At 46.6% G+C, this 12930-nt stretch carries 8 protein-coding genes; 5 read left to right on the top strand and 3 right to left on the bottom strand.

Going from position 1 to position 12930, the window contains the following annotated elements; genetic code table 11:
* The first annotated feature begins 124 nt into the window (after positions 1–124).
* Together uxaB and BEG40_RS03070 are read left to right on the top strand one after the other, a co-directional pair.
* Positions 125–1576: a tagaturonate reductase gene (gene uxaB / locus BEG40_RS03065; RefSeq protein ID WP_105284864.1), complete on the top strand. Its 1452-nt coding sequence runs from the start codon at positions 125–127 to the stop codon at positions 1574–1576.
* A 313-nt stretch (positions 1577–1889) separates the two neighbouring features.
* On the top strand, positions 1890–2804 hold the full coding sequence (locus BEG40_RS03070) for a bestrophin family protein (protein WP_105284865.1): 915 nt from the start codon (positions 1890–1892) through the stop codon (positions 2802–2804).
* Positions 2805–2807: 3 nt separating this feature from the next.
* Here the strand turns inward: BEG40_RS03070 and tam are convergent, their stop codons facing one another.
* Positions 2808–3566 carry a trans-aconitate 2-methyltransferase gene (gene tam, locus BEG40_RS03075; RefSeq protein WP_105284866.1) on the bottom strand — a complete coding sequence of 253 codons (759 nt, stop codon included), beginning with the start codon at positions 3564–3566 and terminating at the stop codon, positions 2808–2810.
* Between the two features lie 383 nt (positions 3567–3949).
* Here tam and BEG40_RS03080 point away from each other — a divergent pair, with 383 nt between their 5' ends.
* Positions 3950–4903, top strand: a complete 954-nt coding sequence (locus BEG40_RS03080; RefSeq protein WP_000197007.1) for a hypothetical protein — start codon at positions 3950–3952, stop codon at positions 4901–4903.
* 146 nt (positions 4904–5049) lie between these two features.
* Here the strand turns inward: BEG40_RS03080 and BEG40_RS03085 are convergent, their stop codons facing one another.
* Entirely contained in the window at positions 5050–5490 is a 441-nt protein-coding gene (locus tag BEG40_RS03085; protein ID WP_016158261.1) for a GNAT family N-acetyltransferase, read from the bottom strand.
* A gap of 591 nt (positions 5491–6081) precedes the next feature.
* Here BEG40_RS03085 and BEG40_RS03090 point away from each other — a divergent pair.
* On the top strand, positions 6082–6939 hold the full coding sequence (locus tag BEG40_RS03090) for a helix-turn-helix domain-containing protein (protein WP_123058452.1): 858 nt from the start codon (positions 6082–6084) through the stop codon (positions 6937–6939).
* A 141-nt stretch (positions 6940–7080) separates the two neighbouring features.
* Here the strand turns inward: BEG40_RS03090 and BEG40_RS03095 are convergent, their stop codons facing one another.
* Positions 7081–11964 carry an invasin domain 3-containing protein gene (locus tag BEG40_RS03095; protein WP_105284868.1) on the bottom strand — a complete coding sequence of 1628 codons (4884 nt, stop codon included), beginning with the start codon at positions 11962–11964 and terminating at the stop codon, positions 7081–7083.
* An 845-nt stretch (positions 11965–12809) separates the two neighbouring features.
* On the opposite strand from BEG40_RS03095, the gene BEG40_RS22030 reads away from it, so the two are divergent.
* Positions 12810–12930: hypothetical protein (locus BEG40_RS22030; protein ID WP_244498951.1), on the top strand; the 121-nt coding region annotated here is incomplete at its 3' end.

The raw sequence follows: 12930 nt of genomic DNA on the forward strand, positions 1-12930 counted from the left end.
TTTATCTTAAACCTGCTAATTAATCATCACGAGTTGATCAAAACAGGGGTTCAGTGTATTAAAGTTTGCTAACCTGTCGTACCAATTCAAACAGGTTGTATGACTAATCAAAAGGGAACCCATTGTGAAAACACTAAATCGTCGCGATTTTCCCGGTGCACAGTATCCAGAACGAATCATTCAGTTTGGTGAAGGTAACTTTCTGCGCGCCTTTGTTGACTGGCAAATTGATCTCCTGAATGAACACACCGACCTGAATTCTGGCGTGGTCGTTGTTCGTCCGATTGAAACTTCATTCCCGCCGTCACTGAGCACGCAGGATGGTCTGTATACTACCATTATTCGTGGCCTGAATGAGAAGGGAGAAGCGGTCAGCGATGCGCGTCTGATTCGTTCTGTAAACCGTGAAATCAGCGTCTACGGTGACTACGATGAATTCCTGAAACTTGCGCATAATCCGGAAATGCGCTTCGTCTTTTCCAACACCACAGAAGCGGGTATTAGCTATCATGCGGGCGACAAATTTGATGATGCGCCAGCGGTAAGCTATCCGGCCAAACTGACGCGTCTGCTGTTCGAACGTTTCAGCCATTTCAACGGTGCGCTGGATAAAGGCTGGATCATCATTCCGTGCGAGCTGATCGACTACAACGGCGACGCGTTGCGTGAACTGGTGCTGCGCTACGCACAAGAATGGGCACTGCCAGAAGCATTTATTCAATGGCTGGATCAGGCTAACAGTTTCTGTTCTACGCTGGTGGACCGCATCGTTACCGGTTATCCGCGTGATGAAGTGGCTAAACTGGAAGCTGAACTCGGCTATCACGATGGTTTCCTCGACACCGCTGAACACTTTTACCTGTTTGTGATTCAGGGGCCGAAATCCTTAGCGACTGAACTGCGTCTGGATAAATATCCGCTTAACGTGCTGATTGTTGACGATATTAAACCGTATAAAGAGCGCAAAGTAGCAATCCTTAACGGTGCACATACCGCGCTGGTGCCGGTTGCGTTCCAGGCAGGGCTGGATACCGTCGGCGAAGCGATGAACGATGCTGAAATTTGCGCATTCGTTGAAAAAGCGATTTACGAAGAGATTATTCCGGTGCTGGATCTGCCACGTGATGAACTGGAATCTTTCGCCAGTGCCGTCACCGGGCGTTTCCGTAACCCGTACATTAAGCATCAGCTGCTGTCTATCGCGCTCAACGGTATGACCAAGTTCCGCACCCGAATCCTGCCGCAACTGCTGGCAGCGCAGAAGGCAAACGGCACACTTCCGGCGCGCCTCACTTTCGCATTAGCGGCATTGATTGCGTTCTATCGCGGAGAGCGTAACGGAGAAACGTATCCGGTACAGGACGATGCGCACTGGCTGGAACGTTATCAACAACTCTGGAGCCAGCATCGTGACCGTGTTATCGGCACCCAGGAACTGGTTGCGATTGTGTTGGCAGAAAAAGATCACTGGGAGCAGGATCTGACGCAAGTGCCTGGTCTGGTCGAGCAGGTTGCTAATGACCTGGAAGCGATTCTGGAAAAAGGGATGCGCGAAGCTGTACGTCCGTTGTGCTGATCCTTGCATTATGGATAAGGCGTATACAGCGCATCCAGCATGATTTACCAACTAACTATATGGTTTCAGTTAGTTGTAGACGCTGATAAGCGTAGCGTATCAGACAATTAACAGCACAATCACTGAACCCGGTTTCGACCGGGTTTCTTAGTATCCTAAATTAGTTACAACATCCTATATGCTTTAATATAAACAGGTGCTAAATATAGCACCTGTGAATGTTGTAGTCTTGTAGGTAATTTGTAATTAGGGACTTGAGAATGTGATCACAATCACGTTTAATAGGGCGACTTTTCCACGCCTGAAGATAATCATGATTGTTCGCCCACAACAACACTGGCTGCGCCGTATTTTTGTCTGGCACGGTTCAGTATTATCCAAAATATCATCGCGCTTGCTACTAAACTTTCTCTTTTCTATCACGGTTATTTTCATGCTGCCCTGGTATACGCATTTGGGCATCAAATTTACCCTCGCGCCGTTCAGCATTCTCGGGGTTGCTATCGCCATCTTTCTGTGGTTTCGTAATAACGCGGGGTACGCCCGTTATGTTGAAGCGCGCAAACTTTGGGGGCAGTTGATGATTGCCTCACGGTCGTTACTGCGTGAGGTAAAAACGACATTGCCTGATTCGGCAAGTGTAAAGGAGTTTGCCCAGCTACAAATCGCCTTCGCCCACTGTTTACGCATGACATTACGCAAACAGCCACAGGCGGAAGTGCTGGCACATTATCTTAATACTGGAGATCTTCAGCGAGTACTGGCTTCCAACTCTCCAGCTAACCGTATTTTATTGATAATGGGTGAGTGGTTAGCCGTTCAGCGGCGGAACGGGCTACTTTCTGACATTCTGTTTATTAGTCTGAACGATCGTCTTAATGATATTTCTGCGGTACTGGCAGGGTGCGAGCGTATTGCATATACACCAATTCCCTTTGCTTACACCCTGATTTTGCATCGCACCGTTTATCTTTTTTGCATCATGCTACCATTCGCCCTTGTGGTGGATCTGCATTACATGACGCCTTTTATCTCTGTGCTAATTTCCTACACCTTTATTTCGCTGGATTGTCTGGCGGAAGAGCTGGAAGATCCGTTCGGTACTGAAAACAATGATTTACCGTTGGATGCCATCTGCAACGCTATTGAAATTGACCTGTTACAGATGAACGACGAAACAGAAATTCCGCCGAAGATTCTTCCCGATCGCCATTACCAGCTGACGTAATAATTACTCCGTGCGCCGGGCAACAATAAACAGACGCGGAAATGCCAACAGTATCTGCCCGTTCTCCTGCAGTGGATACTGTTCTTCCAGCATCTGATGGTAGCGCGTAAGAAAATGCTGCTGCTCACTCTCCGTCAGATCCTGCAACCATGGGCGTAATCCGGTGGCTGTCACCCAGTCAATAATCGCCTGGTGCGACGGCATCTGGTGATAGTAGGTGGTTCGCCAGATATCAACCTCACATCCAGCTTCGCTCAGAATATCGTAGTAAGCATGAACGCCTGCCAGCGGTTCGCGTCCACGATCCGGATAATGCTGCTCCCAGGCGACTTCGCGCATTAATACATGCGTCGGCTCCAGCCAGTTGTCCGGCATTTGCACCGCCAGCACGCCATGCGGATTGAGTAACGATACCAGATGCGGAAACAGTTCATAGTGTTCGGGCAGCCATTGCAGTGAGGCATTGGCAAAAATCAGATCGAGTGCATGGTTCGGTTGCCAATTGCGGATGTCTGCTTCCACAAACTGACATTCTGGTAAAATTGCGCGCGCTTCGGCAATCATCGCCGGAGACGAATCAATGCCGGTAATTTTAGCCGTTGGCCAACGTTGATGTAGCAGGGCGGTGCTATTGCCTGGGCCACAGCCAAGATCAGCTATTTCCCTGGCGTTTTCCAGAGGGACTCTGGCAAGCAGTTCTACCGCCGGTCGTGACCGTTCGGCGTTGAAGTGCAGATATAAAGAGGGGTTCCAGTCAGCCATTTTTTTACTCCCGTCAGCGCATTATCCCAAGTGTAGATAAAACTGATGGATTCGCCTCACGTCATCAATCCATTGAACACGCGCTTTGTACGTGGCCTACGTGATTAACTCAAATGTAGCCAAGCGTAAATTTTAATTACAACCACTTTAAAACAAATAAAATCCATATATTAAGCTTTTTGTTGATTTTATATGAATCTATTAACATACAGAATATTCAATATCTAATTTTAATACTTGCCAGCTAAATATCCATGAAGGGAATAATTCCACAGTGGCTTTTTTTTGATATCCTTAGGGCAGGAGCCAGGTTTGAAGGAGTTTTTTGTGCAAAAATCATGGCATTTGGGACACTAACTCTATCGGATATAGAGATATAAAATATGACGAGAAAATTTGCATTCAACATTTTATACATCATTGATGTTTTAGGTGATGAAGATCTTGATTCCCCGAGTGACATCAAAATCAATAATAAGCCAGATGATATAACGCTTAAAAGTAATACCGCCTCAAAACTATTTAAATCCATATCAAGTCTGAAAGTGCCAATTCCTATTGTTTTTGTTAAGATACATAATATCCCCATGCTGAATTCTTTCTTTAAAGAACTGGAAAAAGGAGTCATAAAAAAAGGGTTAATTCCTATAGTGCATTTTGAGTGTCATGGTTCACCTGAGGAAGGGATGTTTTTCCCTGGAATTAAAAAGTATATCTCCTGGGGGGAGATGAATGATTTATTTTTAATGATAAACAAACATACAATGAACAACCTACTGGCCATTGTCGCGGGATGTGACAGTTTCAAATCAACAGAAAATATAGAGTTTGCAAAAGGAAGTCCTTATGGCTGCTATATTGGTGCAAACAAAGTTACTGACGCAAGTATAATTAGCAGGTTTAAAGATTTTTACCGTTATATCTTTTTATATAATGATTTCGATGGGGCTTGTGATCTTTTAGGTGCCGATTTTTCTATGGTTTTCTCATATGATATCTGTATGCAAAGCTTTTTACTTCCGTTGGTCTTGAGTTATTTCGGAAAAGATAAAAAAGAGTTTGTTGAGTATACAATCAACCGACTAATAGACAATGGACAACAGGGCTCTATAGGTGAAATAAGAAAATTAGCAAAATACAGGTTAAAACATATTGATAAGTATTATGAACGTTCTGGTGTTCAATTCTTACATGGGCAAAAGCCGCTTGCGTTTACGGAATTAAAGCGAATTGCACAGGAGCTTAAGGACAAACTTATTGACGAGGCTAAATTCAACCTCGAACTGAGGAATGCAATTAAATTGAAAAGAAATACAATTATGGGGAAGGGGGCTTGACCCTGAAGAACTGGATTTACTGCTGTAGAATACCTGGTGTACATCAAGTCAGGTGATATACACCAGGTGGCACAACTTACGAAGTGGTCATAATAATCAGCTTGCGCACGGAATCAGGATCAGACATTGCAAACCTCGCGGGAGAGTTATTTAACAATGGGCATGTCTGCGAGATGCTTAACAAAACGCTTCCTCACTTCCTGGTAACCGTTGCTTTCATAAAACTTGTGTGCTCTGACTCGACGTTCACTGCTTGAAAGTTCAATCTGAGAACATCCCTGATCCAGTGCGATTTTTTCAGAGGCAATGAGAAGCTTCTGTCCGATCCCTGTGCCTCGCGACGATTCATCTATGACCAGAGCAGAAATTAATGCCCACAAGCCGTTTTCATGTACAGGGGTGATAAAATTCATCACAATAACCCCGCAGAGTTCCTTTTCTGTTTCAGCAACCAAAATGCTAAGACTGGGATGCTTCTGGTTAATATGATTTTCTAAGCGTTCTACATCTGTCTGATAACCCAATTGCAGAAAGAGCTTTTGTAGAGATGGTATATCTTTTAATTCAGGAGTCCTGATTAAGACCATTGCCATAACCTTTGTCAGAAGAGTTAAGTAAAAATATCCAAATCTCGCTAAAGTTGCCAGGGTTGCTTTTCGCTGTGAGTTCAACGGATGGACGCACAATGTTGCTGAATGAGCTCACCAGTACAAGCGCGTCGATCCTTGACTGTTTAATGTTAGGGGCGCGAAGCCTGTGTGGAACCAAACACGTCCTGCAAGATCCTGAGTCGATTAACATCGGTCATTGAGAAAAACTCAGTTCCGTATGCCGTCATGAGTCTCATCCTTTGAAAGCAATGATCGCTGTGGTGAGACTGTAGCGCGGACATGTCTATTTGACCGAGTGGGTCCAGGAAAACATCCGCAGCCCCCAAAGTGACATTAGAATATTGTCGTTACAATCTAGGTGCGCATAATGTATATTATGTTAAATACAAGATATCAACATACACCTGACCACCGTACCGACCTCATAGCTTTAATGTACATGCTCCCTCCCCATTACCCGACAGGCACTATCAATCGTTTTGCCTCGGGCATTTCTGTTTTTGATATACTCAAAGCCATTGTCGCCAGGAAAATGTGCAAAGTGACTAAAGATAAATGGAGAATGTTATGATCAGGCAGAAGATTTTACAGCAGCTCCTGGAGTGGATTGAGTGCAATCTCGATCACCCTATCTCAATCGAAGATATTGCACAGAAATCTGGCTACAGCAGACGCAATATTCAACTTCTGTTTAGAAACTACATGCACATGCCCCTGGGCGCATACATCCGCAAACGAAGACTTTGTCGGGCAGCCATTCTTGTCAGACTTACTGCCAAATCAATGCTTGATATTGCGCTCTCTTTGCATTTTGATTCACAGCAGTCATTCAGTCGTGAATTTAAAAAATTGTTTGGATGTTCTCCCAGAGACTATCGGCACCGTGATTTTTGGGATCTAACAAATATTTTACCCCCGTTATTAACGCGTCAACATCAAAAGACCGATTGCACATTAGTCCATCTTCCTGAAACACGTATTTTTGGCAATGCATTTAAATATGATATTGAGCTGTCTAATACGCCACCAGATGAAGAAGCAAAACTGCGCCGTAATCATTTATCCCGGTGTCTTCAAAATTTGAAGATGGATATCTATTACGTCTCAGCGTATACACCATCAACAAAATCGGTAGATTTGCTCACAGTTGAAACTTTCGCCGGTACTGTATGCAACCATGCGGATACAGACATGCCAAAGGAATGGATAACGGCTGGAGGGCTTTATGCATCTTTCCGCTATGAAGGAGATTGGGAGCACTACGCGAACTGGGTGCGGAACCTCTATCTGATAGAACTGCCAGCGAGGGGGTTAGTCAGAGTCAACGGCAGTGATATTGAGCGATTTTACTACGATAAAACTTTCGTAGAAAAGGATAGCAATTATGTTGTTTGCGAAATTTTCATCCCCGTTCGCCCAGCTTAGTTTGTATCGGTGTCACATTGAGGATTACCCTACCCTGCTACCGTCTAATCAGTATCAGGGTAGGTATTTAGTGGAATAATGGCGTTGAGAATGTCGACGCCATTATTCTTTATTACAGCGAATTTTTCATTCCGGGGAAAATTATTTTACTGCCTCCTCACCCTCTTCAGTATTAGCTTCCACGGCGTTAATAGTCACCGTCACAGGCTGTATTTCGTACCCACCATACGTCAGAGTGTTGAATGTAAATGTATATTCCCCTGGCTTAGTGGTACTGAATTTACGCGTGATTTTCCCGTTCACGAAATGGTCAGCTTTCGACGGCAAGAACTGGTAATCATTCTCCGTCACGCCTTCCGGAGCCTTAATGTCGACCCACATATTTCCCCCAACAGGGTTGCCAGCCGACATTAGAGTAACATCCAGCGTTGCGGTCGCCACTCCGTCTGCTACCAGTTCTTTTACATCAGATGATGCAGCAAGTACTGCATTTTTATCATCCGCAACGAATCTGGATTCGGCAGTTTTCGTCGATACCTGACCGTCGGTCCGATTCACTTTCGCAGTTAGCGTATATATCGCCGCTTTAGTGGTAGAAGCGGTGAATACAGCCTGCCCTTGCTCATTAGTTGTTGCAGTCCCGTTCGGCTCCAGATCTAACGTTGTCGGGCTGGCGGTCAGCGTCACTTCACTACCTTGCACAAGGTTGTTATTGGCATCAGTAACCGTAACTTTATAAGTCTGTTTGGCTTTACCATCTGCCAGTGCGCGGTTGCCAATCACCTCAATACTCGAGATGGTTGCCGTAGCCTTGTCAGCAACAAACGTGATGCTCTGCGCATCCGACATCTGGTCATTTCCTGCCGTTGCGGTGATTGCATACGTTCCCGCAGTCACAGAAACGACTCGCAGCTCGGCTTTACCTTCATCGCTGGTCTTCACCCAGGTACTCTCGTCATTAAGCGGTGTGACGCCCCGAGGCAGATTAAAGGCGACCATAGTTCCGGGAACAGGGTTGCCGTTTTTATCCTCAACAGTTGCCGTCAGCGTAAAGGCATCTTTGCCGTTTGCTGCTTTTTGAGCGGCAGTATCAACCTGAAGGCTTGCCTGACCGGTTTTGGCATCCGCTTTGAACTTCACCGTGGCAGTCTTCTGATTTTTATTCACCGAGGCCGTAATTGTGTGTTCCCCGGCAACGGTGGACATCAGCTCAATATCGGCTTTACCTGCCGCATTCGTTGTTACCGTATTCCCCGTCTTGCTGCTCACTCCCTCAGGCAGAGTCAGTGTTACCGTTTGATCCTGCAACGGGTTACCATAGGAATCCGTTACGGTCAGGGTAACCTTGTTGGCGGACTGTCCATCAGCCAGTTGGTTATCAACATTCACTGAAATATCGTGAATGTTAGCCTCAGAAGCGTTACCCACAACGTTCAGCAGTAGCGGTTTCGAAGCAGCATCTTTGCCATTCACTCGAGGCCAGATAACCAGTTGACCGGCTGCAGAGCCTGTGGTTAACGTCGTAACATAGGTGCCATTGCTTTGTTCCGTCCAGGCTCCTGCCGAAGGTTGTTCCGTCCCTGTGCTGGCTACGCCACTAAATTCTGGAGCATCAGGTTTCAGACCACTTACAGGGTTACCGTTCGCATCCTTCGCCGTGAAGGTCAATTGTGTCGTCGTTTTGATCATCGGGGCTTCATTATCTGCAACAAGCGTGGAGTTCACTAACGACATCTCCCCGGCGGCGATGGTGACAGAAACCGCCTGCTTCAGAGCATCAGCGCCATCAACGCGCGGCATGATGGTTAGCTCACCAACTCCCGTTGCGCCAGCAGTCAGCATCGCCGTATAGGTTCCATTGCCCTTCTCCGTCCACTGACTGACGGATGGACGCTGCTGGTTGACGTTGTATGCATCACCACCAAATTGCGGTGTTTCCGGTGTAATACCGGTGATTGCGTTGCCGAATTTATCCTTCACAGTCAGCGTCAGCGTGATGCTTTCGCCTGCGGTAATCGACGTTTTTGATACGGTCATTTCCGAGTGGTCAACCGCAATAGCCCCCGCTTTAACGTTAACCGGAGTTGCCTGTGCTGTAGCGTTTTTGCCATCGATCTGCGGCATAATGTTCAGCGCGCCTGCCCGCGTTCCCGAACGCAGAACAGCCGTGTATTCGCCGTTGCCTTTATGGCTCCAGCCTGTGACCGAACTACCAGACGCGGCGTCACCGGAAAGCGATGCGCCAAGTTTAGCGGTGTCGATATCAGTAAGCGCGTTTCCAAACTGGTCTCTGGCGGAGAAAGTCAGTTCCGTCGTGCTTTCAATAGCAAGATTGGCATCTTTTACTGTCAGCGTTGAAGTAGAAACTGCCTGATCCCCCGCGACGACAGTCAACTGCGCAGCGTCGGTGGCAGCTGGCTGACCGTTGAATAACGGCATAATGCGAAGATCACCTGTCTTTCCGCCGGTGGTCAGCGTAGCGACATAGGAACCATCGCCTTGCTCGCTCCAGCTGGAAACGTTCGCCCCTTCAGACGCAGCTCCCGTCAGGCTTGTCGACAGGGAAAGACCGCTGATTGCGTTACCATGCGCATCTTTTGCCACAAACGTCACAGTCGTGCTTTCCCCTGCTTTTACGCGATCCGATGCAACGGATACTTTCGACTGGCCTGAAGATAAAGCATCAGCTACCACGGTCACTTTAGCCGCATTAGCTGCTGCATCCTGGCCGTTGAGCTTCGGCATAACAATTAATTCACCCGCCGTAGTACCCAGAGAAATCTGCGCAGTCCACGTCCCATCGCCATTATCCGTCCAGCCTGAAACTGAAGAACCCGCAGCGGCAGTCCCCGTTAATGACGGTGTATCTGGAGTGAGACCGGTCACCGGGTTGTCATAGGCATCTTTTGCTGCCCAGATAGCTGTAAGCGTGCCACCAACTACCGGTTTATCCGGGTTCAGGGTGATGGTTGAATGCGCTGTATCAAGCGGTCCGGCGACAAACTTCAGCGTTTGTTGTAACGTTCCCAACTGATACTGCTCGCTAAAAGCACGCACAACAATGTTTCCGGCACGGGTCGAAGAAACCGTGGCGCTGTAAACACCTGGGTTTGTCTCCGAAATGCTGCCAATGGTAACGCCATTGCTGTCCTGTGGAACAAATCGCAGGCGGCTGGCTTCTCCCGTCACAGGGTTGCCATCGGTATCCACGGCAGTAAGCGTCAACGTGTAGGATTGCTGACCATTGGCAACCACGTCACCTGACGGCTCATTCACACTCAGAGTCGATTTTGTCACATCCATCATAGTGGCACGCAGTTCAGCAGTGACGGTTTTGCTCATGCCATCAACGCTCACCGTAATGGTTGCTTCACCTGATTGCGTACCGGTGGTGAAGACCGACTGGTACACCCCAGCTTCTGTTTCGGTGATCTCCCCCAGAGTTGGTTGTGCCTGTGATTTAGCAGACTTAATGCCACGCGTTACGATGTTTCCGGCAGGTTTAAACGTCAGTTCAGTTTTGATCTGATCTTTCATACCCGTGATTGGCTGCCCTTCGGCGTCTCGCAGAGACAGAACCAGCGGCTTTTGCGCACTCCCGTTAGCAAGCATTTGGATACGGCTCTGACCGTCAAGCGTTAACGTAGTGCGATCGGCGCTCATACCTGCCCCGGTGATAACCACCTCAGTCTGTACGCGTTTTGAGGCATTGCCTTTGTTATCGTATGCGACCGCAGAAATTGCGTAATAATTGTTTTTGCCTGCCTGATAAGCCGGGAGCGTCACTTGCCACTGGTTACCCTGACCGGTAATTTTACCGCCTGCGGCCAGCAAGGACGGCGCTTCCCATTGCACATTTTTCAGACCGTGAGTTGCTTTGCTGACTACAAGACCAAGCGAAACCGTCTGTCCACCCTTACCTTCAATACGATCAGGCAGAGCAATACGGATCACCTCAGCTTTGCGATACTCAAGAACAATGTTGTTATTACGTTCAACCAGATCATAACGGCTGCCTGCGAGTACCCGACGCTCGCGAATGCTATCCGTATCGAGTTGTTTCTCCAGAGGCTCGCCAAACCGGTAGTTAACTTCCAGACCAAAGCGAGTGTCATTCTGACCGCTCTTGCCCTGCTTGTGCTCTGCACTCAGTGTCAGAAGAGGCACTGGCGTATAGTTCACCTCGGCGGAAATGGCATGTGGGTCTTTCTGGCGCTTATCTTTACCAAACAGCCCTACCTCATCGCCATAATATTGTTCATACATCAGGCTTGCGCCAAGCTGCGGCCAGGCCGGTAAATATCCCTCTGCGCGGATATCCCAACCATTAGCCGGACGCTCTTGATAATCTTCAATATCTGGCGATTTTTTCCAGCCAGAAGCCCGGATATAACCATTGGCACTCAGTTTCAGATAATCACGCCAGTATTCCGCACCAACGCCAATACGGGTATGACTACGGGATAAATCATGATCGATAAATGTGTTCAGCCCCGCCATCCAGTCATTGCCTGAAAAATGACGCCAGCCGAAACCAATATTTGACTGAGTACGATCGTCGGTACGATGTATTGCCCCCTGAGTGAACAGCATATCTGAAGGCGTATCATAAATCGGATAAAGCATTTCCAGCGAAGAGTCTTTCAGCGAGAAATCTTTATCGGCATTCAATTTGACACGCGCCGTACCATATTTTCCAAGCCACTCCTGGATTTCCTGGGTAGCCTTAGCTGTGGCCATTCCGGTAACAAAATTGCGTGTCGCATCGCTATCCGGCTGACTGCTTAAAAATTTACCGGCATTCGCGGCAAACGACGCGATATTTTTTTCTGCATTATTGTCAGTAGCAACCGCAGTATTTTCCGTACTTAGACGAGGCAGAGCCGCTCGCGCCGTCATTGTCGGCGTAAAGGTGACAGCCAGTGGAAAAAGAACCTGAATAGAGATGTTTGCCCACGCCACGCAGTGAGCCAGGGCTGAATAACGAAAGCGTGGTTGTTTATTAGCTTTTTTAAAACGTGACATTGAGATAATTTCCTGATGAACGAATTAACGAACATAAGCAAACGCATATAAAAACGTTTGCTTGTCAGAAAAACCGGATATTTCCCGGTTTCCTTTTCCGCAGAAAAGGAAATACCTTTATGAAAGAAAGCGCATCGCCACCCTGAACATTCAGTGGTTGCAATTACTCGTCTGGTGACAGGGCCGGGATTATATTTTTGTTTGTAAATATGAATTTAGCTTTTTGTGCAAGAGTTAATATAAAGGGGTAAGTTCTATTGGATGCTGACTAAATTACGGTTGCGTAGTTATTATTTAGTAATCGCAACTGGCCTTCCGTAGATGGGGTGCATTACAGCTAAAATAAGTCAATAAGCCTTCGGTGGTATGTCAATCCTCATTTATAGTCATGTGATCTTCGACCAGGAAATATCTTATAGATATTACTTAATTTTCCGCATCGTTATTATCTGCGCACATCTATACTGGACTATGGCTGTAGAAATAAAAATCACTCGTTAACATGGTTGGCTGAGATTCCAGTAATAACCTTTGTTATTTGACAATATTATCCACCGCTTTCATAAATTAATGAGGGCGAATAATGATATTTTACTGGCTGATTTTTATGTGATAATCATGTTGCGTAGGAAAATCACAGAAAAATAACAACATATAACTCAATACCCATTATCGGAAACTGTTGTATCTCATTGTAATTAATTATGAAAAATACACAGTACTTATTCCGAAAATCAAAAATCGGTTAGGATTTTGTTATTTAAAACCAAAGCCATTACGCTTGCTTACTTTATCGATAAATCCTACTTTTTTTAATGCGATCCAATCATTTTAAGGAGTTTGAAATGGATAAGAAGCAAGTAACGGATTTAAGGTCAGAACTACTCGATTCACGTTTTGGTGCGAAATCTATTTCCACTATCGCGGAATCTAAACGTTTTCCGCTGCACGAAATGCGCGATGACA

This window comes from Escherichia sp. MOD1-EC5495 (assembly GCF_002965965.1).
GTDB classification, from domain to species: Bacteria; Pseudomonadota; Gammaproteobacteria; order Enterobacterales; family Enterobacteriaceae; genus Escherichia; species Escherichia ruysiae.

Bases quoted from the DNA above. Each gene is read 5' to 3' on its own strand.
- BEG40_RS03070 (WP_105284865.1), top strand. From the start codon at position 1,890: ATGATTGTTCGCCCACAACAACACTGGCTGCGCCGTATTTTTGTCTGG.
- tam (WP_105284866.1), bottom strand. From the start codon at position 3,566: ATGGCTGACTGGAACCCCTCTTTATATCTGCACTTCAACGCCGAACGG.
- BEG40_RS03080 (WP_000197007.1), top strand. From the start codon at position 3,950: ATGACGAGAAAATTTGCATTCAACATTTTATACATCATTGATGTTTTA.
- BEG40_RS03085 (WP_016158261.1), bottom strand. From the start codon at position 5,490: ATGGTCTTAATCAGGACTCCTGAATTAAAAGATATACCATCTCTACAA.
- BEG40_RS03090 (WP_123058452.1), top strand. From the start codon at position 6,082: ATGATCAGGCAGAAGATTTTACAGCAGCTCCTGGAGTGGATTGAGTGC.
- BEG40_RS03095 (WP_105284868.1), bottom strand. From the start codon at position 11,964: ATGTCACGTTTTAAAAAAGCTAATAAACAACCACGCTTTCGTTATTCA.